Below are 26805 nucleotides of genomic sequence, written 5' to 3'. Positions count from 1 at the left end.
TACTTATTAAAATTCGTCCAAACGGCATGGTCAGCACAGTATTTCGCGCTTCCATCGGATATTATTAAAATGCAACATTGTTTGGCCGTCTCTATTGGCCGATTGAGCGCAAAGCAGGCTCTCGCTGAAGGTTGCGCGGCATGCCATCAAAAAGGAATTCATTCCGACCCGGCTCAGCTTAGTCGCCGTTGAGGACTGTGATTGTTGGCCGGATCATCAATTTGCGGCCGGCACGGTCGCATAGGACAGCCTTGCTTTCAGACGGTTCAACGGTTGCTCCAACAGGAACCATGAGACAGTGGCAACCCCAACCGTGACAAGACTGGCAATGACGAAACGGATCGGGCCAAGCGCAGGAATCTGCAGGTCGTAGTATCCGCAGAACAGGAAAACGGCGGCCAGTGCGGGGAAATGATACAGATAGATCCCGTAACTGATCCGACCCAGATTCCGCACGACGGAGTTCTCCGCCATTCGGCCGATCAGGCCTTTAGCGCCCACACTTGCCCAACTCACGACTGCAACCAGGGGGACGACCGCAAGGAAGTCGCCGACTACAAAGTTGAAATTGGTGAACATGGCTGGCTGCAACGTGAGTGAAACCAGTACTGCAACGGCGACGATGCTCGCTATTGCCAGTCTCCACTGCAGTTCGTTGGTCAGTCGACCGGAGGCCTCAATCGCCGCAAGCAGGCCGCCAGCGCCCAAGGCGTCAAACGCGGCTGGTGTCAAGACGTAACGGGCCGGGCCCTCGGGAAGATAAAACACAATCGCTGCCCGAAAGGCGACCGCAGCGAAGATGATCCCGATCAAAGTCGGGATCATTGTTCGGCCAGGGCTCAGTACGATCAGCAGCGGCCAAAACAAATAGAACTGCTCTTCGACGCTCAAACTCCACAGATGAGCAAGCGGCCAAGGGTCCCAATTGCCGTTGAGCGCAAACAGGACGTTGGAAAGATAGGTGACGTGCCAAGGCAACGATGTCCGAACCTCGGGCAAGAGGGCTGCCGCCAAGGCCAGCATAACGTAGTACGCTGGGAAGATCCTGAGGGCTCGCCGCAGATAGAACACCAGAATGACTTGAAGAGCGCCTTTCGACCGAGCCGCTCCTTTGGACCGGACGAGGATGCCGGTAATCAGGTAACCGCTGATGACAAAAAACAGCCGGACGCCATGATGGCCCCATGGTGAGGTATCGTCCCAAAAGTGCGAGTACATGACGGCGAATACAGCAATGGCCCGCAGCGAGTCGAGCTGTGGCCTGTACTCAGGCTTAGGCGTCATGACGTTGCATTACCTTGCATCTCGTGTAGGGGGAGATATTGCGGCATCAGCCTGGTCTACTTCCCTCGCCGCGGTGGCGTTCGGGCCTCACAAAAACACCGGCGGCGCAACGATCGTCACCCAAAAACAGCGGCAGTCGATCGATAGAATCTCATCATAAAGTTACTCGCTTGAACGACAGCCGTCTCCGGGCATTTCCATTTGACTTATTTGACGGGTCCTTCATCCCAGCCGGGGTCAAAGTGGAATGTCCGGGTTCCGGCCCCACCACGGCCGGCGCCAGAGACGGGATAGGCCACGCTGACGATGCGTAGACTGCCTGCACCCTGCTGCAGCCCATATATGCCTTCGAGGCCGCGATCATAAAAAGCAGCGCCTGGCACGGAGATCGCAACACCGGCGAGCGAAGCCTGCAAGGCGAATTTCGCTACATTGCGACGCAACGAAATTCTGTTTTCTACGAGATGCCGGATAATGATCACAACCACAAGCAAAGCATAGATAGACGCATTGAAGGCAGCAAACCAGTAGAACCCCGTAGCGCTCGAAGCGTGGTCGACAAGAAGAACCGGCAAAGAAGCGCCGATCGCAAGCACCACATAGGGAACGATGACGCGGGCAGGCAGGAGGTTTTTCGGGCCACTGCCTTTGGGGGTAACGCGAAAGTCGACGAACGACTTGGTCAGATAATCACGAATGGACGACAGTGTGCCCGCCAGCACCCACGGCCAACGTGCAAAGAATGAGAACAGCGTACCTTCCCAACTGATCGTCTTGGCGGTGAGCGGACGCGACAGGCCGAAGGCCTTCAGCAGCATCACGAGAAGAACCAAGACTGTCGAATTTGGCGCGTAATAACATAAGAAATCGGTATAAGTCACATTAGCGAAATTCTGCCCCGACAGAAGTGCATAGATCGGCATGACGTACATGAAAAGCGAGAATACGGCGAATAGCGGATACCAGAGCTGGCGAAACAGGAATTGAAACCTCAGCCGCGGTGTCAGCTTCGAAAGATAGATGGGCGAGTATTCGAGCATGATCGTCATCAAGCTCCGCGACCACTGGAATTCTTGCGTGACAAGATCCGCGAAGGTTTGCGGGCCGTCGCCATGAGCGATAGCGTCTGTCGCATGCACGCCGCGCCATCCGGCTGCAATGAACAGCATGGACGTTGAGTGATCTTCGGCCAGTTCCGGGCCAAGGCCGCCGATTTGCTTGAGCGCAGCAGTTCGAACGGCATAATGCGAACCGATGCAAAGCGGCGTTCCGTCGCGCGTGTGACCCGACTGCAAGGGGCCATGGAACATTCCTTCCGGAAACAGCCGGCCGCGCGCTGACCAGCTTTCAGCGGCATTGTTGTCGCAAATACTCGGCGCGGAGACATAGCCGACCGCTGGGTCGGCAAAAGCAACCAGAATTTCCCGGAGATACGTTGGTGTCGGTACGTGGTCGGCATCCATCTGGGCGACGAAATCATACCGCTCATAGCCGTATTGGTCGTAGAAGAACGCCAGGTTGCCTTCCTTGCAGCGGGTGCGGCGCGGCCACACCTTGCGGTGATAGTCTTCCCGTCCGCGCCGCGTCGAAATCATGACGTTATGGGCACCGCACCAGGCGACCGTTTCCTCGGAGGGGTCCTCGTCGGCCAGCCAAGTATCATGCGGATAGTCCTGCGCCAGCATTGCCTCGAGCGTTCTAGCAACCACGAAAAACGGTTCGGACGGAGCCTTGGTCACCACCATGGCGACACGCGAATGTCGCGGGATCATGTGAAGCCCGGACGGCTTTTTCATCGCGTGCACGTTCAGGAGAAAGTACATCGGCATGAACGTGAGCCAAACAAGGGTGAGCGTCGCCAACAGGTATGGAACGACGTGCTCAACGTGCTCCGGCCGCAGCCACCAGACCCAGAAAACCCCGAATGTGGCTGACCAGCAAGCAAGTCCCAACTTCCAGACCCGCCGCTGGTTGGCCGACAGAACCGGTACGAGGAAAGGAGCTTTCTCCGCTGCCTTGGCCAGAGCCGCCCCATGCCGTCGTGTCGGCCTGGCCTTACCCCTGATGGTTCCTACGTCCGCGGAAAAACTCATACAGGTACCGCCGCACTCTGAACGTCAGCCGAACGACGGCCGACAAGCTTCAAACCCCGCCATAGAATCCGCCTGCGCTCTCTTAGAGTCAACTAAATTAAGTATTCGTTAACCAAGCTTCTTGAGAACTGGTTAACCTAACGCCTTGAATCGAAGCGGGAATTCCGTGAGGCGCTCGCCACCGACCTCCTCTGAAACGGCGAGCCGGCGATCTTTTTGCGTTGGAGAATTCTTCGATGGGGCCGCGAAGGTCTGGTGGGTTCTGGCCGGAAAGCAGCGTTAACCATGTTGCGAAGGGCATGGTTAAGCAACCGTTAATTGCACTTGACTCTTGGTCCCGACCGGCTCTTAATTTAGCTTGGGATGATATATCGGGATATTGACGCGAATTTGTGAGTATCGCGGCGAAATCTCTCTCTGTAGCTCCTCGATGTCGGTGCTTTGAGAGATAATTGTTGGGTAGTTCCTGTGCGAAGGTTCGCACGCCCCCATGGTCGCTACGTATCCCACAAATTCCGCCAATAGAGCCGATCGGTCTTGGGCAGTCGCATCGAGTACACATCGATGCGCAGTGGCGACGCTTTGACTTCCGCGGGAAGTTCAGGCGATGGGAGAACAAACATGAAAAACTATGCGGCAAGTGCACTTGCAATCGCGTTGGCTTTGGGCGGAAGCGCAGCGTTCCCGATTTCGGCAGGCGCCGGCTCGGCAGCCACGACGGATCCCGTTCAGACAAGCAGCGCCGCGTCGGCGTTCGGATCCTATGATCCCTACGGCGACTTCAGCGCCGACAAGACCGCCAGCATTGAGGAGTTGTTCCTGCCTTGGGAAGACGTCGATCTGGCGACCCTCCCCTTGGCCGATGCCTATGCCCTTCAGCGGAACCGGTCGCTCTTGATCACCATCGAGCCTTGGACCTGGTCGAAGGACTGGCGCATCACCCCGAACGAACTGCGCGACGGCATATTGAGCGGCAAATATGACGCCAACATGCAGGCAATCTGCAACCTGGTGGGGGCCATGAAGAGCCCCGTCACCATTCGCTGGGCGCAGGAAATGGAGGATAAGAACGGCCGCTTCACATGGGCCAACTGGGCCCCCAAGGATTGGATCGCCGCCTACAAGCGCGAGGTCGATCTCTGCCGCAAGGCTGCTCCGGCCGCCAAATACATGTGGTCACCCAAAGGTGAAGAGGGACTGGAGAAATACTACCCTGGCGACGACTACGTCGACGTCATCGGCCTGTCGGTGTTCGGCCTGCAGACAAAGGACAACAACGAGGCCGGTCGTGACCGTACGTTCGCCGAGACGCTGAAGCCAGGCTATGACCGCGTCGCGGGTTTCAACAAGCCGATCGAAGTGGCGGAACTCGGCTATGTCGGGAAGCAGGAATATGTCTCGCAATGGGCGGCCGATTCCCGCAAGTCCTATTCGGAATTTCCGGCCCTGACGTCGGTCGTCTACTTCAACCAGAAGGAAGTGTGGCCATGGTTGGGTGGCTATGGGCTGCCCGACTGGAGGGTTACCCAGCATGTCCTGCCCTAGACTTACTGCATCAGGTGCAAATGCAAGCGTAAAATTGGGCATAGCGTAAAAAATTGGGCGTAGCGTAACATAGTAGGGGTAGGGTCGTGAAACGAGCTTTGGGGAATTGTATTGGAACGGCATTCGCTTGTTCCGTGGTTTTTTTTGCTTTCCAGCTTCCGGCAACGGCCAAGACGGCGGCGCAAATCGCCGATCAGGCCATGAAGGCCGAGGTAGTGCCCGACGAAGGCATCTACCAAATGTACCAGAACCGTTCGTGGCTCTGGGGTCGAAACGGTGCCGGTTACTTTGCTGTGCAGCGCCGTCAATTCAGCTCCTGGACTTCGGACAAGGGCAAGCTGGGCTATGGTGACGGCATCTGGTTCATTCCCGGAGGCGGCAAACTTTGCTTCCGCGCAAAATGGCATGGAGCAGGAGGCGACGCCAACGCACTCGCCTGCTTCGAACATCGCCAGGCAGGCAGGGTGCTTTACCAGCGCAAGTCACCGGATGGCGTCTGGTACGTCTTCAGGAGTTCGCATCGCAACATGGCGGACGAGTTCTTGAAATTGAAATCCGGCGACTACGTCACCAAGAAAGAAAACCGAATCAAGGCAATGCAGTAGGCATCGCCATTTGCCAGAAGCCGCTGGGCTAAGCCTTGCGCTCCCAACGGCGGTCTGATGTCTGCTGCCAGTAGGTCACGGCATGGCCCGCGTCCTTCATCGTCTTCCAATGTGCCCGGGCCGCCTCGACCTGGGCGGCGTCATGGCCGTCGAACAGGAACACGGCACGCTCGTAGCCGCTGAGCTCAGGCGGCGCCGCGCCGTCGACCAGGAACCTTATCCTGGCCTCGTTGGGATTGCCGTCGCCGGTGGTCAACAGGATAGGCTGTTCGCCGGGATAAGCCTCGCGATCGGTCGCGTGCGCCAGGAACGAATCGTCGCGGAAGGTCCACAGATGCTGGTCGAGCGCGTCACGCCGTTCCTCGGTGCCGGTCTGCACCACCGCGCGCCAGCCACGATCGACGCTGCGCTCGAGCAGGCCGGGCAGCGCCTCCTCCAGCGTCGATTCGGTCAGGTGGTAGAACAGCACGTCGGCCATGGATCAAGGTCAGCTTTCGTAGTGATCGCGCACCAGCCGGTCGAGCAGCCGCACGCCGAAGCCTGAACCCCAGGACTGGTTGATCTCGTTCGATGGCGAACCCATCGCCGTGCCGGCAATGTCGAGATGCGCCCAGGGCGTGTCCTTGACAAAGCGCTGCAGGAACTGCGCGGCGATGATGGCGCCGCCATAGCGGCCGCCGATGTTCTTCATGTCGGCGTTCTTGGAATCGATCAGCTTGTCGTATTCGGCGCCGAGCGGCATGCGCCACAGCCGTTCCTGCGTCGCCTGCCCCGCCGCCGCCAGCCTCTCCGCCAATTCGTCATTGTTGGAGAACAGGCCGGCATAATGCAGGCCGAGCGCAACCATGATGGCGCCGGTCAGCGTCGCCAGATTGACCATGAATTTCGGCTGGAAACGGTCGTTGCAGTACCACAGCGCGTCGGCGAGCACGAGGCGTCCCTCGGCGTCGGTGTTGAGCACCTCGATGGTCTGGCCCGACATCGAGGTGACGATGTCGCCGGGACGCTGGGCGTGGCCGTCGACGGCGTTCTCGACTAGGCCGATGATGCCGACGACATTGGCCTTTGCCTTGCGCGCGGCCAAGGCATGCATCAACCCGGTGACAGCGGCGGCGCCGCCCATGTCACCCTTCATATCCTCCATGCCCGAAGCCGGCTTTATCGAATTGCCGCCGGTGTCGAAGGTGACGCCCTTGCCGACGAAGGCAATCGGGCTGTCCTTGGGCTTGCCGCCGTTCCACTGCATGATCGCCATGCGGGCGCCGCGAGGCGAGCCTTGGGCGACGCCGAGCAGCGAGCCCATGCCGAGCTTCTTCATCTCCTTCTCGGCCAGGATCTCGACCTTGACGCCGAGCGCCTCGAGTTCCTTGGCCTGGGCGGCGAACTCGACCGGTCCCAGCACGTTTGCCGGTTCGTTGACCAGGTCGCGCGCCAGAAGCACGCCGTCGACCACCGCCTCGGTCTCGGCGAAAGCCTTCTTGGCGCCCGCGGGATCGGCGGTGTGGATGGTGACTTTGGCCGGTTTTTTCGGATCGGCCTTTGCGTCATCCTTGTCCTTCCTGGTCTTGTACTTGTCGAAGGAATAGCTGCGCAGGAGAATGCCCGCGGCAAGGTTGGCAGCGTCCTTGCCATCAGCCGAGGCGCCGACCAGGTCGAGCACCACGGCGACGTCGGTTGCCTTGCGCAGCGACGCCGCAATGGTGCCGCCGAGTTTCAGCCAGGCATATTCATCGAGCCCCGCCGCCTTGCCGGCGCCGACCGCGACCAACCTGTCGAGCGACGTTGCGTCCGGCGCCAGAATCTCGACGACGCCGGCGAACTTGCCGGTGAACTCGGCCACCGGAAAGGCCCGTTCCAGCGTCTTGCCGGGATCGTAGGCCCTGGCCGGATCGCTCAGGCCACCGTCATCCGCCGACAGCACGAAGACGGTGCCCTTCCTGTTCGCCGCCGTCTGAGGCGCGGCGAATTTTGCAAAGGCGATCGACGGTCTCGGGTTCATCATGTCCTGCTTTCGGGAATTGCGCGATGGTGCGCGAAGCGCTTTGAAGTGATCCGCGACATTTGGTCGTTTTCCGGCATTTGGCAAGACTTTGCCAAAATGACCACCCATATGACACCTGGAATCGATGGCGATTCGTCGCGGCACGGCCCCGCTTCATGCCGCAACATGTTGTTAACCATCGATGTTTTCCCTTTCTTATCCATTCCCTCCGACACTCCGGTCCATTGCGGCAGGCGACGTGGGACGGGAACCGGATCGCCTGCCTGATCGAGCCCATCGGAGCCAGTTGTGCGGGCGTCGCCGGGCGGCTACCCTTAGCGTGGTGGCATGATGCCGTTCGAGAAAATCGAGTAAAGCCTTCATGAAGGTCGTTGAACGCTACATCATGCGCCGCGCTTTCGTGGTCTTCCTGGCAGCGCTGGTCTGGACGCTGGCCATCGTGTGGACCACGCAGGTGCTGGCCAAGATCGATCTGGTCACCGACAGCGGCCAGTCGTCGCTGACCTTCTTCGAGGTCGCCGCCCTCATTCTTCCGTCGATCATTCCGATTGTCGTGCCTTTCGCGCTGGTGGTGGCGGTCGCCCAGACACTGAGTGTCATGAATTCGGATTCCGAACTCGCCGTCGTCAACGCCGCCGGCGCCTCGCGCTGGACGATCGTGCGGCCAATCATGCTTCTGGCTCTTGCCGCCAGTGTTTTTTCCTTTGCCGTCGACAATGGCATCGACCCTTATGCACGACAGAAGAACCGCGCTTTGGTGGCGGAGTCGCGCGCCGATCTGTTGTCGCTGATCATCCAGGAAGGCACTTTCCGAAAGATCGAAGACGGGCTGTTCCTGCAGATTGGCGAGCGGCTTCCTGACAACAAGCTGGGCGGCATCTTCGTCGCCGATTCGCGCGAGGAAGGCGTCAACCTCGTCTATTACGCGAAAACCGGCAGCGTCGTCGAACGCGGCGGCGAAAAGGTGCTGATGATGAACGACGGCGTCATCCACCGCAAAACGCTGACAGGCGACCTCAGCGTCATCCGGTTCACCTCCTATGCCTTCGACATGTCGGCTTTCATGGCCGCGGCTTCCGAGGTGACGCTGTTGCCGAAGGATCAGACCACCCAGTACCTGCTCAATCCAAGCCCCAACGACAAGAGTTTTCAGCAAAATCCGCAGGAATATCGGGCCGAGATCGACCAACGGTTTTCCGAATGGACCTATTCCATGGTTTTCGCGCTGATCGCGCTCGCGGTCGCCGGCGATGCGCGCTCGCATCGCGAGGCGCGTGTCAATCCTTTGATCACGGCGATCACCATATCCCTGTTCGTGCGCTGGCTGGGTTTCTTTGCCGCCAGCAAGGCCGATGAAGTGCCGCAATACGCGTATATGGTCTATGGCGTGCCCATTGTGGCTTCCGCCGTGGCTATCTGGTTCATCGTGTCGAACCGGACCATGGAACTGCCGGTGGCCTGGGCGGACTGGATGACGAATCTGGCCAGCCGCGTCGGTGACGGCTGGAATGCCCTCAAACTGCGTTGGTCCAGGCGCGGCACTTCAGGTCAGGGGATCGGCTGATGGGCTGGACACTGGGCCGTTATTTCTTCTTCCGCTATGTGACGATCACGATCTGGTTCTTCCTGGGCCTGCTGGCGCTGGTGTTCCTGATCGATTTCACCGAGCTGTCCGGCCGCACCACCGGCCTGCCCGGCTTCACCTACGGAACGGCGGTGGCTATTTCGGGCCTTCGCATGCCGATGATCATGCTGCAGACGGTGCCGTTTGTCGGCCTGTTCTCGGCGATGGCGACACTGGTTTCGCTCAACCGCCGCTACGAGCTGGTCATCGCCCGGTCCGCCGGCGTTTCCGCCTGGCAATTCCTTTTGCCATGCTGCATCGGAGCGTTGCTGTTCGGCTTTGTCTCGGTCGGGCTCATCAACCCGCTCGCCGCGCATGCCTTCTCCTTGTCCGAGCAGATCGAGACCCAGTTGCGCTCCGGCAAATCAAATACGGTTTCGGCCGATGCCGCCCCCTGGATTCGCCAGAAAACCAGTACCGGTGACACCATCATCGGTGCGCGGGCCATCCTCAACCAGGGCCTCGAGATGGCCGATGTCGTCTTCTTCATCCTCGACCCGAAAGGCAACATCGTCGAGCGTAAGGACGCCGCGCGTGCTTACCTGCGAGACGGCTATTGGGACTTGCAGGATGTGAAGACCTTCAGGAACGGCACCATCCAGCCCGCGGCCGGCGATCGTGTGCCGACCGATCTGAAGCCTGAATTCGTGCAGGAGCGGCTGGCGCGCCCGGAGACCATTCCGTTCTACGACCTGCCAGGAAAAATCGAGGTTGCCCGTTCCTTCGGCCTCAAGGCAAATGCCTTCGCCATGCAGTTTGATTCGCTGGTGGCGTTGCCGTTCCTTCTGGTCGCCATGACGCTGATTGCGGCAACAGTTTCAATGCGATTTGCGAGGATGGGGCAATCGGCAACGATGATTCTGGGTGGCGTCGTTGCCGGGTTTCTGCTTTATGTCGTTTCGGTGCTGGTGAAGGCATTCGGCGTGGCGGGATTCGTGCCGACAGCCATAGCCGCCTGGGTGCCGGTCGTGGTAGCTATGTTCTTCGGGGTGACTTTCCTGCTATACAAGGAAGACGGCTAGTGAGGGAGGCGTTTTTGCCCAGCAACAGGCAGGCTAATTTGGCGCGCCTCTATGCGGCGAGCGCTTTGGCGTGCCTGCTTGCCTGCGGCGTGCCGTTGCCTGCCTTCGCTCAGGAAGTCGGCAAAATGACGACCAACGTTCCGGCCGGCTCGCAGATGCTGCTGGCCGCCGATACGCTGGTCTACAACAACGACAACCAGACGGTGACCGCTGTCGGTGGTGTGCAGATCGACTATGGCGGCAACCGCCTCGTCGCCCAGAAGGTCATATACGACCGCAACACCAAGCGGATGGTTGCCACCGGCAATGTCGAAATTGTCAACAGCGACGGCACCAAGATCAATTCGCAGCATATCGATATCACCGACGATTTCGCCGACGGTTTCGTCAACGCGCTCCGCGTTGAAACCATCGACAAGGCCTATTTCGCCGCCGAAAGCGCCGAGCGCATGGGCGGTGTGCTGACCACCTTCCACAATGGCGTCTACACCGCCTGCGAACCGTGCGAGGACAAGCCCGACAAGGCGCCGACCTGGCGCGTGAAAGCCAGGAAGATCATCTGGAACGGCGAGAAGAAAACGGTTCGCTTCGAGAATGCGAATTTCGAATTCTTCGGTTTTCCCCTCGCCTACCTGCCAGCGTTCGAGATCGCCGACCCGACGGTGAAGCGCAAGAGCGGCTTCCTGATCCCCAGCATCAACTACAACAGCCACCTGGGCTACAGCGTCAAGATTCCCTATTATTTCGCACTTTCGCCGACATATGACCTGACGGTGACGGGAAGCGGCTATACCAAGCAGGGTTTCCTCGGAGAGGCCGAGTGGCGCCAGCGTTTCAACAATGGCGAGTACAGTTTCAAGATCGCCGGGATCCAGCAGCAGAACCCCGACGCCTTCATCGACAGCGCCGGGCGCAACATCGATTCGGGCGCGATGGGCGATCCGAACAAGTTCCGCGGCATGATGGGCACGCAGGGGCAGTTCGCCATCAACGAACGCTGGAATTTCGGCTGGGACGTTCTGCTGCAGACCGACAAGGACTTTTCGAGCACCTACAACATCGACAAGTACAATGCGGCCGTCCACCAGTCGACGGTTTATTTGACGGGTCTCAACGGCCGCAACTATTTCGACGTGCGTGCCATGCATTTCGATGTGCAGGAGAACACGCTCAACAGCAATATCTCCGCGCGCAGCAACCAGCAGCCCTGGGTGCTGCCGTCGCTCGACTACGCATACATCCCCGACGTAGCGGTCGCCGGCGGCCAGCTGTCGCTCAATGTCAACGCGCGAGTGCTCCATCGCGATGAGCTGGATGAGACCTACTTTCAACCTTACGTGCCCATTTCGGGTACCCAGCGTGTGCGCGGCATTGAAGGCGAATCCGGCCGTCTGACCGCCGAGGCCGAGTGGAAGCGGTCATTCGTCACCGACGACGGACTGGTGCTGACACCGTTGCTGGCGCTGCAGGGCGACGTCGACTACCTGAATGCATCATCGGCGTCGCTCGCCGCCGTCAACCAGATGGCGACAAATTTGGGCGAGCAGGACGACATGCGTTCGTCATTCGCCCGCTACATGGCAACCGCTGGGCTTGAAATGCGTTGGCCACTGCTGTTTTCCATGGCCAGCGGGTCCAGCCATGTCATCGAGCCGATGGCGCAGGTCTTCATGCGTCCGAACGAACAATATGTCGGCGGCCTCTCCATCCCAAACGAAGACGCCCAGAGCATGGTATTCGACGCGACCACCCTGTTCGAACGCGACAAGTTCTCCGGTTATGACCGCATCGAAGGCGGTTCGCGCGCCAATGTCGGCTTCCGCTATTCCGGCTCCTACATCAATGGCTGGGGCACGAATGCCATCTTCGGCCAATCCTATCAGATTGGCGGCGAGAACTCCTTTGCCGCGCCGGATCTGGTCAATGTCGGCGCCTATTCGGGCCTTCAGACCACCAAGTCCGACTATGTCGGCCTGTTCGGCGTCAACAGCCCGAATGGATTCGCGGCCTCTGTCAGCGGCCGGTTCGACGAACAGACTTTCGAGGTTCGCCGCGCCGAATTCAGGGCCGCCTATTCAGGCCTGCCGGTGTCGTTGAGTGCCAGATACGCCTTCATCCAGGCCCAGCCACTCTACGGTTTCACCACCGACCGTCATGAGGTCACGCTGGGTGCGTCCACGCATCTGGCCCAGAACTGGCGTGTGTTCGGGACAGGAACCTATGATCTGCAGGAAAGCCTGCTGGTCAAGGATGGGGTCGGCTTCGCCTACAACGATTCCTGCTTCACCTATCTGATGACGTACTCGCAGTCGCGTGACCTGAACACCAGGGAAGTGACGCAGAGCATCGGCTTCAACCTGTCGTTCCGCACCCTTGGCGACTTCGGCTCGTCGACCAGCGCAGTCGATACCATCCAGTAGCCGGCGAGACATCGTTTCGCCGCATAGGGCTGGCACGGATTCGCGCACCCGGGAGAGGACGAAATTGGGCGGAACCGGGATAGAATTGGGATGCTAATGATGAGGAAATACCTCTTTTCAGCAGGGTTCGCGCTGCTTGTGGCGGCGACATCCGTGTCGATGACCGTCATGACGCCGCCGGCTTTCGCCAGCGAGATCAAATACGTCGTCAACGACATACCAATCACGTCAGGCGATATCGCGCATCGCGCCGCCTTTTTGAAGCTGCAGCGCAAGAAGGGCGATGCCGCCCAGGAAATGATCGACCAGACGCTGCGTATGGCCGAAGCCAAGCGGCTTGGCATCCGCATCAGCGACGCCCAGGTCGAGGCGGCCTACCAGCGCTTTGCTTCCGGCAACAAGATGCAGCTCAGCCAGCTTGATGGCGTGATGGAAAAATCCGGCGTCGGCAAGGACCATTTCAAGGAGTTCATCCGCGCGCAGATGGCCTGGAACCAGGCCTTGAGCGCGCGTTACCATTCCGGCGAAGGCGGCAGCGTGACCGAACAGGATGCGGTCAGGCGCATGCTCGACAAGGGCGGGGCCAAGCCGAGCGCCACCGAATACATGCTGCAGCAGGTCATCTTCGTCGTGCCGGCCGCCGAACGCAGCGCGACGCTGGCCAAGCGCAAGCGCGAGGCCGATGCCATGCGCGCCCGCTTCAACGGCTGCACCACGACGCGCGAGTTCGCCAAGGGCCTCATCGACGTCACCGTTCGCGATCTTGGCCGGGTGCTGGCGCCGCAATTGCCGCCGGACTGGGCCGAGCAGATCAAGGCGACGAAGGTCGGCGGCGCCACCGTCACGCGCGAGACCGAGCGCGGCGTCGAGTTCATCGGCATCTGCTCATCGCGCGAAGTGTCCGACGACAAAACAGCCCAGATGGTGTTCCAGAGCGAAGGCTCCAGCGACAAGGCCGCCGACGATCTCAGCAAGAAATATGTCGACGAGCTGAAGGCGAAAGCCCGCATCGTCAAGCGCTGACGTGAAGAGCGCGAAGACCGCGCTGGCGCTGAGCGTCGGCGATCCATCCGGTATCGGCCCCGAAATCGCCATCGCTGCCTTTCTGGCGCGCGAGGCAGTTGGCCTGCCCGCCTTCTATCTTTTGGCCGATCCGACGCTGATCGCGTCGCGGGCAAGCCAACTGGGCGTGTCGGTGCCGATCGTTGAGACGATACCGGCGCTAGCGGCGCAGGTTTTCGCCCAAACCTTGCCGATCGTTCCATTGGCGGCCCGGTTCGTCGACAGCCCCGGCCGACCGGATCCGGCCAATGCGGCCGGCACCGTCGAGGCCATCGACCGCGCTGTCGCCGCTTGCCTTGCCGGCGACGCCGCGGCCGTCGTCACCTGCCCGATCGCCAAGAAGCCGCTCTACGACGCCGGGTTCCGCTTTCCCGGCCACACCGAATATCTGGCGCATCTGGCAGCCCGGCACAGTGGTGTCGACGCGATGCCGGTGATGATGCTGGCAGGTCCTGACCTGCGCACGGTTCCCGTCACCATCCACATCGCGCTGGCTGATGTACCGAAGACCCTGACCACCGAGCTGATCATCGCGACCGCGCGCATCACCGCGGCCGACCTCGCCGGCCGCTTCGGCATTGCCAGGCCGAGGCTTGCCATTGCCGGCCTCAATCCGCATGCCGGCGAAGGCGGTTCGATGGGCCTGGAGGACGAGCGTATCGTGCGCCCGGCAGTCGACATCCTGCGCGCCGAAGGCATCGATGCTTTCGGCCCATTGCCAGCCGACACGCTGTTCCATGCCCGGGCGCGGGTAGGCTATGACGTGGTGCTGTGCATGTATCACGATCAGGCCTTGATCCCGGCCAAGACGCTGGCCTTCGACGAGGCGGTCAACGTCACGCTCGGCCTGCCCTTCATCCGCACCTCGCCCGACCACGGCACTGCCTTCGACATCGCCGGCAAGGGTATTGCGCGGCCCGACAGCCTGATCGCGGCGCTAAAGCTCGCCAGAAGGCTCGCCGACACCGACGCAAAGGCCGTGGCCGCATGAGTGCTGCCGTTTCGGGTCCGAACGCATGAGCATCGATGGGTTACCACCGCTGCGCGACGTCATCGAGCGCCATGGGCTGCAGGCGAAAAAGGCGCTCGGCCAGAATTTTCTGCTCGACCTCAATTTGACCGGCAAGATCGCACGCGCTGCTGGCGATCTCACAAACACCACGGTGATCGAGGTCGGACCGGGGCCCGGAGGGCTGACACGGGCGCTGCTTTCCAACGGCGCCCGCCGGGTCGTCGCCATCGAGCGCGATGAACGCTGCCTGGCTGCCCTTGCCGAAGTCTCCGCTCACTATCCCGGCCGGTTGGAGGTGATTTCCGGCGACGCGCTGAAGACCGACTTCGCCGCCCTCGCCTCGGCGGCCGCCGGAGACAGTGGTCAGGTGCGGATCGTGGCCAATCTGCCTTACAACATCGGCACCGAGCTGCTGGTGCGGTGGCTGACGGTTCCTGACTGGCCGCCCTTCTACGTGTCGATGACGCTGATGTTCCAGCGTGAGGTCGCCCAGCGCATCGTCGCCGCGCCCGGCAGCGACGCTTATGGCAGGCTTGGCGTACTGGCCGGCTGGCGCACGCAGGCCAGGATCGCCTTCGATGTGCCGCCCCAGGCCTTCACACCGCCGCCCAAAGTCACCTCTTCGGTGGTGCATCTGGAGCCGCGCACGACACCCCTGCCCACTGACGTGAAGAAACTCGGCCGCGTCACAGAAGCCGCCTTCGGCCAACGCCGGAAGATGCTGCGGCAGAGTGTGAAAAGCCTTGGCGGCGAGGCCTTGCTCGAGCGCGCGGGCATCGATCCGACCCGTCGCGCCGAAACGCTGAGCGTCGAGGAATTTGTGCGACTGACCAATGCTGTTTAGCACCGGCAGCTCTGGAATCGCGACGAAGCAGGCATAGATAGTCTGGCGAGCATGCCGGAGAAACCAAATGCCTGCCTATATTATTTCCGATGTCACGATCCGCAACGAAGAAGCATTGCAGACGTACCGTTCACGTGCAGCAGCTTCCATCGCCCAGTATGGTGGACGCTACCTCGTACGCGGCGGCCAAGTGGAAACGCTGGAAGGTGAGTGGCATCCGACACCGCTGATCGTCGTCGAATTTCCTGACATTGAGCAGGCACGGCGCTGGTACGCATCCGCCGAGTATGCTGCGGCACTGGATGTGCGCGACGCCGCACTCAGCCGCCATCTGATCCTGGCCGACGGCATGGCGCCCTGAAGCTAGTTAGAGGGTTTTCTCGTCCAGCAATCCCGAGACGAAATCAAAAAGCCCGGGCCGGCGGTCCCGCCGCAATCGTTCGGCGACGACGATGCCGCGCACCTCGGCGAAGGCACGGTCGAGATCGTCATTGACGATGACGAAATCATATTCCTTCCAGTGCTCGATCTCGTTGCGGGCGTTCTTCAGCCGCGTCTCGATCACCGCTTCCTGGTCCTCGGCCCGGCGCTTCAACCGCGCCTTCAATTCCTTCATCGACGGCGGCAGGATGAAGATCGAGACGATGTCGGCACGCATCTTCTCCTTCAGCTGCTGTGCGCCCTGCCAGTCGATGTCGAACAGCATGTCGCGGCCTTGCGCCAACGCCAGTTCGGCGGGTTCGCGCGGTGTCGCATAGCAATTGCCGTGCACCTCGGCCCATTCAAGCAGCGCATCGGAATCGCGCAGCCGCTCGAAGTCGCGCATGGTGCGGAAATGGTAGTGAACACCCTCGATCTCTGAACCGCGGCGCGGTCTGGTGGTGACCGAGACCGACAGTTCGAGGCTGGAATCGCTTTCAAGCAGATTGCGCGCGATCGTCGACTTGCCGGCGCCGGATGGCGACGACAGCACGAGCATCAGCCCCCGGCGGCGGATGCGGGACCCCAAATCCCTGGGAACCATCGGTTCCTTGGCAACCATCGGCTACTCCAGATTCTGGACCTGTTCACGAAACTGGTCGACCACGGCCTTTAGCTCCAGTCCGATCGCGGTGACGGCTGCGGCGTTCGACTTCGAGCACAGCGTATTCGATTCGCGGTTAAATTCCTGTGCCAGAAAATCGAGCTTACGGCCGACGGCGCCGCCGCCCTCGAGCAGGGCCCGGCCAGATGCGACATGCGTTTTCAGCCGGTCGATCTCTTCGCGGATGTCAGCCTTGGTGGCGAGGAACGCCGCCTCCATATGCAGCCGGCCCGCATCCAGATTGGCGGACGCGTCCATCAGCAGCTTGACCTGCTCGGCGATGCGTTCACGGATCGCCGTGGTCTCGCGAGACGGATCCGCCTCCGCGCGCAAGGTCAGCGCCTCGATGGCGTCGATGTGGCCGGATAGCAGCAAAGCCAGTGCCGCACCCTCGCCCTGCCGTGCCTGTTCCAGCCCTTTCAGTGCCACGTCGAGCGCAGCCATGATGGCGATGTCGAGCGCGGCGCGCGCCTCTTCGGTTTCCACGGTTTCGGGAATGTCGAGCACGCCACGCAGCGACAGCAACCCGTCAGCCGACGCGGGAGCAACGCCGAATTGTTCCTGCAGCCGCTTGGCGAGACCTGCAAGGTCTTTCAGAAAAGCCTCGTTGACAATGGGTTGCGCCTGCGCGCCGGCGGCCCGGCCGATGGTCAGCGTCGCCTGGAAATTGCCGCGGGCGAAACGCTTCTGCAGCGTTTGCCTGACCGTCGGCTCCAGCCGCTCGAAACCCTGCGGCAGGCGCAGCCGCACCTCGACGCTCTTGCCGTTGACGGACTTGACCTCCCAGGCGATCGAAGTGCCGTTATGCTCGGCGACGGCACGCGCAAATCCGGTCATGCTCTGCAAATTCATGTCGCCTGCACACCCCTGGCGCATCACCCCAAAGCCGGTTTTCCGGACGGGGGCAAGTGCTGCTTAAAAACAACCACGCCGCGGGTACGTCAGAATCGGACGCTTGGCGTTCTTTCAAATGTCAGGCTGTCGCCTTTCGGGCAACGCCTTTCTTCGTCTTACTGGGCGTCACCCGCATCGCCGCCGGCATCGCCATTGTCGCCGCCGGTGCTGTCGCTGCCGTCGGCAGGCTTGTCGGTAGCGGGCTTGTCGTCGGCAGGCTTGTCGGCATTGCCGCTGGTACCAGCGGCAGCGGCCTTGGCCGCGTCATCGGCCTGCTTCTTCTGCAACGCACGATAACGGGCGACGTTCTCATTGTGCTCGTCCAGCGTCGCGGCAAAGACGTGACCGCCTGTGCCGTCGGCGACGAAATAGAGATCGTCGGTCTTCGATGGATTGGCCACGGCCTCAAGCGCTGCACGGCCCGGATTGGCGATGGGCGTCGGCGGCAGGCCGCTGATCACATAGGTGTTGTAAGGCGTCTGCTTCTGGATATCCGACTGGTAGATCGGGCGGTCCGCAGGCTTCCCCTTACCGCCGAACAGACCATAAATGATGGTCGGATCGGATTGCAGGCGCATGCCCTTGGCCAACCGGTTGAGGAAGACGGCCGCGACGCGCGAACGCTCGTCACCCCTGCCGGTTTCCTTCTCGACGATCGAGGCCAGGGTGACGAAGTCCTCGATATTGGCGAGCGGCAGGTCCGGCGCGCGACGCTGCCATACCTCGTCGACCAGCTTCTTCTGATCGGCCACCAGCTTGTCGATCATCTGCTGACGCGTCGCGCCGCGCGTGAAGCGCAGCGTGTCGGTGGCAAGGCTGCCCTCGGGGGGCGTTGTCGACGGCATGTCGCCACTCAAGGCGGGCTCGTCGGCAATACGCTGCAGGGCCTGCTCAACCGTCAGCCCTTCCGGAATGGTCAGCGAGTACATCACCGACTTGCCGCTCTTCAGAAGCTCCATGATGTCGCGCATGGATGCCCGGGGCTTGATCTCGTATTCGCCGGCCTTGAGCGCGGAATCGTTGCCGAAGGCACGCACGCCAAGGCGGAAGACGCGGGCATCGCTGATCAGCCCACGGCGCTCAAGCTGGTCGGCGATGTCGGCGACGCCGGTGTTCGGCTTGACCAGGAAGGTGTCGCCATTGGCCGAGGGGCCGGCTTCGGTGAATTCCTGCTTGCCGAAGTAAAGCGCCGCACCCGCCGCCAGAACCATCAGCATCACCAAGGAGATGACGAAGTTCATGAACACGACGACCTGGCTGCGCGAAGCGCGCGAGCGCTTCGGCGGCGGCGTTCCGGCTTCCGGCCGCAAGGCCTCGCTGGCTGTCTTCGGCACGATCGGCCCGGTATTCGCCGGCCGTTGCCCGAATTCTCCGTTGCCCGCCGGATTTGTGTTCATTTCGCCCTACCGTTTGATCTCTCAACGAATCCCCTGCGGCAGAGTAGGGGCGAATATGGCAAAATTGACAACATGCCGACGCATCGCCCGGCAGCCGGGCGATCAGCCATTGTAGCGCTGGAATACAAGCGAAGCGTTGGTGCCGCCGAAACCGAAGGAATTGGACAGCGCCACGTCGATCTGGCGAGCCCGTGGCTTGTTCGGCACCAGGTCGATCGCGGTTTCGCGCTCAGGGTTGTCGAGGTTGATGGTCGCCGGCGCGACATTGTCTCTGATGGCGAGGATCGAGAAGATGGCTTCGGCGGCACCCGCCGCGCCCAAGAGATGGCCGATCGACGACTTGGTCGACGACATCGAAATTTTCGACGCCGCATTGCCGACCAGCCGCTCGACGGCGCCGAGTTCGATCGTGTCGGCCATGGTCGAGGTGCCGTGCGCGTTGATGTAGTCGACATCGGCGGGCGTCAGCTTGGCCCGGTTCAACGCCGCCGTCATGCAACGGAAAGCGCCGTCGCCGTCTTCAGCCGGAGCGGTGATATGATAGGCATCGCCGGTGAGACCGTAGCCGGTCACCTCGGCATAAATCTTCGCTCCGCGCGCCTTGGCGTGCTCGAGTTCCTCAAGCACCACGACACCGGCGCCCTCGCCCATGACGAAGCCGTCGCGGTCACGATCATAGGGACGCGACGCTGTCTGCGGCGTGTCATTGCGATCGGTCGACAGCGCCCGGCAGGCGGCGAAGCCGGCGATCGACAGCCGCGTCACCGGCGCCTCGGCGCCACCGGCGACCATGACGTCGGCATCGCCCCACATGATCAGCCGGGCAGCATCGCCAATGGCGTGCGCGCCGGTCGAACAGGCCGTGACGACGGCATGGTTCGGGCCTTTCAGCCCGTGCCGGATCGAAACCTGGCCGGAGACGAGATTGATGATCTGGCCCGGGATGAAGAAGGGGCTGATGCGGCGCGGGCCGCGTTCCTTGAGGATCATCGCGTTCTCGGCGATGCCCTCGATGCCGCCAATACCCGAACCGATGAGCACGCCGGTGGCGCATTGCTCCTCGTGGGTCTTGGGTTCCCAGCCAGAATCCTTCAGCGCCTCATCGGCGGCGGCAATCCCGTACAGGATGAAGTCGCCGATCTTGCGCAATTCCTTCGGCTCGAGCACGGCCTCGGGATTGAAGGTGGCATTGCTGCCGTCACCACGCGGAACGACGTGGGCGATCTTGCAAGCAAGATCCTCCACCTCGAACTCGGTGATGCGCTTGGCGGCGCTGCGGCCGGTCAGAAGTTCCTTCCAGCTGTGCTCGAAGCCCATGCCGAACGGCGACAACAACCCTAGGCCCGTGACGACGACACGCCTCATCGCAGGTCCTCCCCGGTGATGACTGCGGAAAGCGTCAGGCCGAAGCCTTGTCGATGTACTTCACCGCATCGCCGACCGTCAGGATGGTCTCGGCTGCGTCGTCGGGAATCTCGACGCCGAATTCTTCTTCGAACGCCATGACGAGTTCGACCGTGTCGAGGCTGTCAGCGCCCAGATCATCGATGAAGCTCGCCTGCTCCGTCACTTTGTCGGCATCGACGCCAAGGTGCTCGATGACGATCTTCTTGACGCGCTCTGCGGTGTCACTCATTTGGGGCATCCTCGTCTTTTGTTTGTCTGTCTTCGTTAGCGGGCAGAATGCCGCTAATCAAGCTGAAAGATGGTCCTGCCGGAAACGCAACGGCCACGGACCGGTTTTTGCCCGAACCGCCGGGTTGCGGGCCGCATTACACGAAAAATGGCTGAGGTCCAAGGCGAAATGGTCTCTTTTCACAGCCCCGCTGTATCCGTCAAATCATCGCCATGCCGCCGTTGACATGGATGGTCTGGCCGGTGACGTAGGCGGCTTCGTTGGAGGCGAGGTAGGCGACGGCGGACGCCACTTCAACACTCGTGCCCATGCGGCGCGTTGGAATCGCCGCCATGATCGCCTCTTTCTGCTTGTCGTTGAGCTTGTCGGTCATTGCCGATTCGATGAAGCCTGGGGCAACGCAGTTGACGGTAATGTTGCGGGTGGCGATCTCCTGCGCCAGCGATTTGGAGAAGCCGATCATGCCGGCCTTGGAGGCGCAGTAATTGGTCTGGCCGGGATTGCCGGTGACGCCAACCACCGAGGTGATGTTGATGATACGGCCATGGCGGCGGCGCATCATCGGATGGGTAAGTTCGCGGGTCAGCCGGAAAACGGCGGTCAGATTGACTTCGAGCACGCTATCCCAATCGGCGTCCGACATACGCACGAACAGGCCGTCCTTGGTGATACCGGCATTGTTGACCAGGATATCAACGCCTTCGAGTTCGGCCTCCGCCTTCTGGCCAAGCGCCTTGACCTCGTCGCGGTTCGACAGATTGGCCGGGAACAGTTTGACCCGGTCGCCGAGTTCGCCGGCCAAGGTCTCCAGTTTCTCGATGCGGGTGCCGTGCAGGCCGACAATGGCGCCTTGCGCATGCAGCACGCGGGCAATCGCCTCGCCGATGCCTCCCGATGCTCCGGTGACGAGTGCCTTGCGGCCGGTCAGTTCGAACATTTTTGTCTCCTGATCTGAGAGAACAGCCTTCACACGGAAGGGGTCAAATCGCCAGTGGATTATGCAAGTGCGGCCAGCGCGGCCTCGACATCGGCCGATGTGCCGACCGACGCGGTAGCGATATCGCGGTTGATGCGCCGTGCCAGGCCCGACAGCACCTTGCCGGCACCGATCTCGTAAAGCGCTGCAACGCCGTTGGCGCCGAACCATTCCACCGTTTCGCGCCAGCGCACACGGCCGGTTATCTGCTCGACCAGGCGCCGCGCGATCTCGTCGGGATCACTGGTCGGGGTCACGGTGACGTTGGACAGCACGGGCACCGCCGGCGCATGTTTCGTTACCCCGGCGAGCGCGTCGCGCATGACATTGGCCGCCGGCGCCATCAGCGCCGAATGGAAGGGCGCCGAGACCTGCAGCATCAGCGCCCGTTTAGCGCCCTTTTCAGTGCACAGTTTCGCCGCCAGTTCGACCGCGGCCTTGGCACCGGAAATCACCAGCTGGCCGCCGCCATTGTCGTTGGCGATCTGGCAGACCTTGCCGGCCCCTTGCGCGGCCTCGGTGCAAGCGGCTTCGACATCCGCCTGCTCCAGCCCGATGATCGCCGCCATCGCGCCCTCGCCGGCCGGCACCGCCGCCTGCATGGCGTTGCCGCGGATGCGCAGCAGCCGGGCGGCATCGGCAACGGAAACAAAACCCGCGGCGGCAAGGGCCGAATATTCGCCCAGCGAATGGCCGGCGACATAGGCGACCTTGTCCTTCAGCGAGAGACCGCGCGCTTCCAGCGCCCTGATCGCCGCCAGTGACACCGCCATCAGCCCCGGCTGCGCATTGGCCGTCATAGTCAGCGTCTCTTCCGGACCTTCCCAGATCAGCTTTGACAGGTTTTCGCCGAGCGCGTCGTCGACTTCCTGAAAGACCCTGCGCGCCTCGGGAAAGGCATCGGCGAGATCCTTGCCCATGCCGACAGCCTGGCTGCCTTGTCCCGGAAAGGTGAATGCAATGGCCATGCGAGGGCTCTCCAAGACTGGTTTGCTTGCCTGATAACACGAGTTTTTCCTGCCTGTGGCGCAAGGCAGGCCGCCAAGTCAAGCCCGGTTCAGCCCAGCCCCAAGTCGCAACCATGCGCCGAGTGCCTGTTCCGAAAGGGCTTTTTGGCGATCACTCCTGATGAAAACCGCTCACGAATCGTTTGCTGGCTCTTCTTATTTCCGCCACAGGCGCTAGCTTTGCGTGACAATTATATGACAATCGAGTGACTTGGGTTGTCGCTGGGTGGGAAGTTAAAGTGGCAAAGAGTTCGAAACGCGCAGGTAAAGCCGCGCCTCAGTTCCTGGAAGACGATCCGTCGACCGGCTACCTGCCGGGCCGGAGATGGCCTGTCGTCCGTTACGGATTGATCAGTCTGGCGATCTCAACCATCCTGGTGTTTGCCATCGAACTGATCGTACGCGGCGACTTTGCCGGCACGGTCTCCTTCTTCCTGCAGCCGCTCAAGCCGGGCTGGACGACCATCGTCGTGTTCGCGCTGATCCTGATCGGCGTCGACGCCGTGCTCGGCCGGAGTCATCAAAGCCTGATGATCGTCGCTCCATTGACCCTGTCGCTGGCCTTTGTCGGCCACCAGAAATCGCATTATCTCGGCGATCCGCTCTACCCGACGGATTTCCTCTATGCCCGCCAGATCGTCGCCCTGCTGCCACTCCTGGTGCGTGACCGGCCGATGACCGCGCTCGCCATGGTCGTCGGCATCGTCGCCGGCCTGTCGCTGCTCGTCTATGGCTGGCGGCTGTGGCGCCGCAAGGTTCCCGCGCTCAGCCGCAAAGGCCGCCTTGCCCGGCTGACGCTGGCCGTGCCGCTGCTCGCCTTCTTCGTCTCGATAATGGACTATGCCACTTTCTCCTGGACAAGGGATCGGCTGCAGATCATTCCGATCATGTGGGACCAGAAGGAAAACTACGCCTCAAACGGCTTTGCGCTTGCCTTCGCGCTCAACGTACCGATGGCGCATGTCTCGGCACCTTCAGGCTATTCGGACAAGGCGATCGCGGCGATCGACCGGCCGCAGGTGACGGCCTCGGTGCCCGACGAAAAGCCCGACATCATCGTCGTCATGAGCGAATCCTTCTGGGATCCGACCAAGCTGCCCGGCGTCTCCATCACACCGGATCCCATTCCCACCGTGCGGGCGTTGCGTTCCGGTTCGATGTTCTCGCCTGAATTCGGCGGCATGACCGCAAACATCGAATTCGAGGCGCTGACCGGTTTTTCCAACGCCTTCCTGCCGGCTGGCAGCATTCCCTACCAGCAATATGTGCGCACGCCGACGCCTTCGATGGCGACCTTCCTGAAGAGCGAGGGCTATCGGGCGCGCGCCATCCATCCCGGCACCAACTGGTTCTGGAACCGCGGCGCGGTCTATGCCGATTTCGGCTTCAACGATTTCAAGTCGGAAGAGACGCTGCCGCCGATGGAAAAGCGCGGACCGCTGGCATCGGACGCGGCGATGACGGATGAGATCATCCGTGAAGCCGACGCCAGCGAAGACCCGGTGTTCTTCTTCGCGGTCAGCCTGCAGAACCATGGTCCTTATGAACCGAACCGCTACTACAACCCGACCCACGCGGTGCAGGCGCCGATCAGCCAATGGGCGCGCGACTCGTTGCTGAGCTATGCGGAGGGTTCAGCCGACGCGGACCGCGGCCTTGAACGGCTGATCGAATGGGCCAAGAAGCGCTCCCGCCCCACCGTCATCGCCTTTTTCGGCGACCATCTACCGCCGCTGGGGCCGGTCTATGTCGAAACCGGTTTCCTGAAGGACAATGTCGCGCCACGTAAGGAAGCAACGCCGCAAGACGCATTGGAGCATCATCAGACACCACTGGTCATCTGGTCGAACCGCTCCGGTTCGGTGGAGAACCTTGGCGCCGTGAGCCCGGCCTTCCTGCCCTATCATATCCTCACCACCGCGGGGATTACCCATCCCTATTACACGGGTTTTCTGGGCGAGATGCGTCAACACTACCGCGTCGTCGACCGCAACCTGCTGCTGACCCCGGCCGGCGAGGCCACGCCCGACTGGTCGCGTCAGAAGGAGATCGACCCGGCGATCCGCGATTTCCGGCTCATCCAGTACGACATGATGTTCGGCAAGCGCAGCGCTGCGCCCGACTTCTTCCCCGAGACGGTCGACAAGGTTGTCGCCCATACGAGTTGAATGGTTCCGATCCCTTCAGATGTAGCGGCCTCTTGAGATTGAGCGCTCAATTCGTCAATTGCAGCTTCGAGAACTTGTTGGCGATTTGCCGAAAAACGTTCGGCAGTTTTGCTGGATCGTTGACGGGATAATAACCGCTCGGGTCGGAAGCGCAGGCGCTGTAGAGCGTGCGGTTGGCGGCGGTATCCGACTGCAGCACCATTGTGTAGATTTGCACGCCCTCGTTCTTCAACTGCGTGCAGACGCTCTTGGTCCAGCCGTCGACATTGCGCGCCGCCGTCGTCTGGTTGTCCGAGCCGAAGCGGCCACCCGCCAGATAGCCATAGGACGTATAGTCGGACTTGGTCGGCTGATTGCTGGCGCCATAGACGACATTCTCGCCATCGGTAAGCAGCATGACGATCTTGCTGACGCCTGGCGTCTTGAATGGCACCCCGTCGGTATAGGGCGCGCCGGGTGACAGCACCCGCATACCCCACGACAGACCCTCCGAGACGTTGGTGCCGGAACCGTTCCACTCCGTCATCTGGCTCGCCGCCTTGCGCAATTTGTCGAAATCGTCGGTCAGGGGAACCACGGGGGTCGGGCAGGAGCGGTTGGGACCAACGGTGATCGCGCTGCCGGTCTCGGTGACGATCTTGTTCGTCGACGCGACATATTTGGCGACCTTTTCCAGGTCCGCGCCCAACAGTGCGTCGACCACGCCGCCAAGCAGGCCGCTGAGGTCGATGCCCAGTATGTTGACGCCCGGCTCGGCGAGTTTGACCTTGTCGATGGTGTCGTCGAGGTACGAATTGTTGTAGCCGGTCGCCGAGTTGCCGTAGGAACCTGACGGCTTGGTGGCAGGCTCTGGATCGCCGGGAGCGAAGTAAGGCACGAACAGCGTGTCGGGTTTGGCCGGATCCGGCGGCGTATCAGAAATGTTGTAGGTGCCGGGGCGAGCCTCGACGCAGCCTTTCCATCCGGTATCTTTCCATCCGCCATTCAGCCCCAATTGCTTGAACAGCGCCATATGGTTCGGCCGCTTGCCGTTGATGACGGGGAAATTGATGCCGTTGGTCGAGGATTTGCCATCCATGTCGATCCAGGACGGGTCGAACCCGTCGCCATTGACATTGACCGCCGTGACGAAGGGAACCAGCGAGGCACGCACCTGGCGCGTCGGCGATTTTGTCGCTTCGAGCGTGTCCAGCAGTGACTTCGTCGCCGTTCTCAACGCCGTCATGCGGGCGCCGGCCATCGAGCCGGTATTGTCAAGCACCAGCACGACTTCGAGCTGATTGTTCGATTCGACGGCCGAGGCATCGACGACGATGTGTTTGTTCTGACCGAACAGGAAGGCGAAGTTCAAATTGACGTCCGCCGAGGCGACAGCTTTCGTCTTGATGTAGTTGACGCCTTTGTCGACGGTCAGCGTCGCCTGCGCGTCGGCCAGTTCACTATTGCCGGCGATATTGGCCTGAAAATAGCGATCGAAGGCATCTTTGCGGGTGATGTCGAGATCGCCGAGATGCGAGGAGGCAAGGTTTGCGGAGTCGAGCGCATTCTGCAGGTTGCTCTTGGCTCGCATGATGGTGGACACGTCGACCGCGAAGGCCACAGCCGACAGGATGGCCGGCAGGCCGAGCCCCATCAGAAGCGCGAAATTGCCGCTCTTCGAGCGCCAGAATCTGTTGAGAAGCATCCTTACCCCCGGAAATGCTTACCGCTTGATCTGCGCGGGTTGCCCGGGCTTTTGCGCCTTCCATGATGAATCGACCGTTGACGGCGAGGGCGCAACCCTGCACAACCTTACATTGTGGTTAAGAGCCGATAGCCGGGAAATCGTCGCCTTCTGGCGCCGCCGCTTGATTTTCAGGGCCCCTGCGACATCGGGCACGCCAGGGGAATCGGGTGAGTTAATTATCGTGTGATGAGGGTTGCCAGAAAGTCATCGTCCCATGCGGCGACCTTTCGTTTCAGCCGCAAGGAATCCTTTCCGGGGGCTTTTCGTATCAGGTTGAGAGCGATGTGCTTTATGGTTGTGAAGTTTGCGGGAGCATGATCGGTACGCAGGCGGCATTCATCGTCTCGGAAGACCATGTCCAGCACCCAATGGAGGCTGTTCTCGACGGCCCAATGGTCGCGGAT

At 61.3% G+C, this 26805-nt stretch carries 23 protein-coding genes and 1 pseudogene; 11 read left to right on the top strand and 13 right to left on the bottom strand.

The window, feature by feature from the left end; genetic code table 11:
* Window positions 1-216: 216 nt before the first annotated feature.
* Window positions 217-1284, bottom strand: a complete 1068-nt coding sequence (locus AC1D05_RS00120) for an acyltransferase family protein (protein ID WP_477437109.1) — start codon at window positions 1282-1284, stop codon at window positions 217-219.
* Window positions 1285-1490: 206 nt separating this feature from the next.
* Window positions 1491-3377: a glycosyltransferase family 2 protein gene (locus tag AC1D05_RS00115; protein ID WP_477437107.1), complete on the bottom strand. Its 1887-nt coding sequence runs from the start codon at window positions 3375-3377 to the stop codon at window positions 1491-1493.
* 621 nt (window positions 3378-3998) lie between these two features.
* On the opposite strand from AC1D05_RS00115, the gene AC1D05_RS00110 reads away from it, so the two are divergent.
* Together AC1D05_RS00110 and AC1D05_RS00105 are read left to right on the top strand one after the other, a co-directional pair.
* Window positions 3999-4922: a glycoside hydrolase family 26 protein gene (locus tag AC1D05_RS00110; protein WP_477437105.1), complete on the top strand. Its 924-nt coding sequence runs from the start codon at window positions 3999-4001 to the stop codon at window positions 4920-4922.
* Between the two features lie 86 nt (window positions 4923-5008).
* A complete protein-coding gene (locus tag AC1D05_RS00105) occupies window positions 5009-5527 on the top strand; it encodes a DUF995 domain-containing protein (protein ID WP_477437103.1) in 519 nt (172 codons plus the stop codon).
* Between the two features lie 28 nt (window positions 5528-5555).
* Here AC1D05_RS00105 and AC1D05_RS00100 read toward each other — a convergent pair whose 3' ends face one another.
* The gene (locus tag AC1D05_RS00100; protein ID WP_477219373.1) at window positions 5556-6005 is read right to left on the bottom strand and encodes a DNA polymerase III subunit chi; all 450 of its coding nucleotides are present in this window, start codon (window positions 6003-6005) and stop codon (window positions 5556-5558) included.
* Window positions 6006-6014: 9 nt separating this feature from the next.
* The gene (locus tag AC1D05_RS00095) at window positions 6015-7526 is read right to left on the bottom strand and encodes a leucyl aminopeptidase (RefSeq protein WP_477438102.1); all 1512 of its coding nucleotides are present in this window, start codon (window positions 7524-7526) and stop codon (window positions 6015-6017) included.
* 364 nt (window positions 7527-7890) lie between these two features.
* On the opposite strand from AC1D05_RS00095, the gene lptF reads away from it, so the two are divergent.
* From lptF to AC1D05_RS00060, 7 genes are all read left to right on the top strand, one after another.
* Window positions 7891-9093: an LPS export ABC transporter permease LptF gene (gene lptF, locus AC1D05_RS00090; RefSeq protein ID WP_477437102.1), complete on the top strand. Its 1203-nt coding sequence runs from the start codon at window positions 7891-7893 to the stop codon at window positions 9091-9093.
* A complete protein-coding gene (gene lptG, locus AC1D05_RS00085; RefSeq protein ID WP_477438100.1) occupies window positions 9090-10175 on the top strand; it encodes an LPS export ABC transporter permease LptG in 1086 nt (361 codons plus the stop codon). Before lptF ends, lptG begins: the two co-directional genes overlap by 4 nt.
* A complete protein-coding gene (locus tag AC1D05_RS00080) occupies window positions 10175-12595 on the top strand; it encodes an LPS-assembly protein LptD (RefSeq protein ID WP_477437101.1) in 2421 nt (806 codons plus the stop codon). The genes lptG and AC1D05_RS00080 overlap by 1 nt, the downstream gene beginning before the upstream one ends.
* Before the next feature lie 90 nt (window positions 12596-12685).
* Complete coding sequence (locus AC1D05_RS00075) at window positions 12686-13618, top strand: peptidylprolyl isomerase (protein WP_477437100.1); 933 nt, start codon at window positions 12686-12688, stop codon at window positions 13616-13618.
* 1 nt (window position 13619) lies between these two features.
* Window positions 13620-14648, top strand: coding sequence for a 4-hydroxythreonine-4-phosphate dehydrogenase PdxA (gene pdxA, locus AC1D05_RS00070; RefSeq protein ID WP_477437098.1), 1029 nt, complete (start codon window positions 13620-13622; stop codon window positions 14646-14648).
* 25 nt (window positions 14649-14673) lie between these two features.
* A complete protein-coding gene (gene rsmA / locus AC1D05_RS00065; protein ID WP_477437097.1) occupies window positions 14674-15513 on the top strand; it encodes a 16S rRNA (adenine(1518)-N(6)/adenine(1519)-N(6))-dimethyltransferase RsmA in 840 nt (279 codons plus the stop codon).
* Window positions 15514-15580: 67 nt separating this feature from the next.
* On the top strand, window positions 15581-15874 hold the full coding sequence (locus AC1D05_RS00060) for a DUF1330 domain-containing protein (RefSeq protein WP_477437096.1): 294 nt from the start codon (window positions 15581-15583) through the stop codon (window positions 15872-15874).
* 6 nt (window positions 15875-15880) lie between these two features.
* Here the strand turns inward: AC1D05_RS00060 and gmk are convergent, their stop codons facing one another.
* From gmk to mltG, 3 genes are all read right to left on the bottom strand, one after another.
* Entirely contained in the window at window positions 15881-16537 is a 657-nt protein-coding gene (gmk, locus tag AC1D05_RS00055; protein ID WP_477438098.1) for a guanylate kinase, read from the bottom strand.
* A 21-nt stretch (window positions 16538-16558) separates the two neighbouring features.
* Window positions 16559-17449 carry a YicC/YloC family endoribonuclease gene (locus AC1D05_RS00050; RefSeq protein WP_477437095.1) on the bottom strand — a complete coding sequence of 297 codons (891 nt, stop codon included), beginning with the start codon at window positions 17447-17449 and terminating at the stop codon, window positions 16559-16561.
* Between the two features lie 158 nt (window positions 17450-17607).
* Window positions 17608-18732, bottom strand: a complete 1125-nt coding sequence (mltG, locus tag AC1D05_RS00045; RefSeq protein WP_477437094.1) for an endolytic transglycosylase MltG — start codon at window positions 18730-18732, stop codon at window positions 17608-17610.
* On the opposite strand from mltG, the gene AC1D05_RS00040 reads away from it, so the two are divergent.
* Window positions 18731-19003, top strand: a complete 273-nt coding sequence (locus tag AC1D05_RS00040) for a hypothetical protein (protein ID WP_477437092.1) — start codon at window positions 18731-18733, stop codon at window positions 19001-19003. The genes mltG and AC1D05_RS00040 overlap by 2 nt on opposite strands.
* Here AC1D05_RS00040 and fabF read toward each other — a convergent pair.
* From fabF to fabD, 4 genes are all read right to left on the bottom strand, one after another.
* Window positions 18991-20253: a beta-ketoacyl-ACP synthase II gene (fabF, locus tag AC1D05_RS00035; RefSeq protein ID WP_172230506.1), complete on the bottom strand. Its 1263-nt coding sequence runs from the start codon at window positions 20251-20253 to the stop codon at window positions 18991-18993. The two genes, AC1D05_RS00040 and fabF, sit on opposite strands and share 13 nt — an antisense overlap.
* 34 nt (window positions 20254-20287) lie before the next feature.
* Window positions 20288-20524 carry an acyl carrier protein gene (locus tag AC1D05_RS00030; protein ID WP_006203723.1) on the bottom strand — a complete coding sequence of 79 codons (237 nt, stop codon included), beginning with the start codon at window positions 20522-20524 and terminating at the stop codon, window positions 20288-20290.
* 199 nt (window positions 20525-20723) lie between these two features.
* Window positions 20724-21461, bottom strand: a complete 738-nt coding sequence (gene fabG / locus AC1D05_RS00025; protein WP_477234942.1) for a 3-oxoacyl-[acyl-carrier-protein] reductase — start codon at window positions 21459-21461, stop codon at window positions 20724-20726.
* Window positions 21462-21520: 59 nt separating this feature from the next.
* Window positions 21521-22468 (bottom strand): ACP S-malonyltransferase, encoded by a 948-nt coding sequence (gene fabD, locus AC1D05_RS00020; protein ID WP_477437091.1) that lies wholly within the window; start codon window positions 22466-22468, stop codon window positions 21521-21523.
* Window positions 22469-22746: 278 nt separating this feature from the next.
* Between fabD and AC1D05_RS00015 the strand changes: the two genes are divergently transcribed.
* Window positions 22747-24675, top strand: a complete 1929-nt coding sequence (locus tag AC1D05_RS00015) for an LTA synthase family protein (protein ID WP_477437089.1) — start codon at window positions 22747-22749, stop codon at window positions 24673-24675.
* Window positions 24676-24721: 46 nt separating this feature from the next.
* Here the strand turns inward: AC1D05_RS00015 and AC1D05_RS00010 are convergent, their stop codons facing one another.
* Window positions 24722-26359 carry a pilus assembly protein gene (locus AC1D05_RS00010; protein ID WP_477437087.1) on the bottom strand — a complete coding sequence of 546 codons (1638 nt, stop codon included), beginning with the start codon at window positions 26357-26359 and terminating at the stop codon, window positions 24722-24724.
* Window positions 26360-26577: 218 nt separating this feature from the next.
* Window positions 26578-26805, bottom strand: a pseudogene (locus AC1D05_RS00005) (ISAs1 family transposase); the annotation flags it as partial.

The organism is Mesorhizobium sp. P2_E9, from assembly GCF_056403815.1.
Note: the sequence above shows the minus strand (reverse complement) of the source record. Positions and strands in the feature narration are given on the sequence as shown.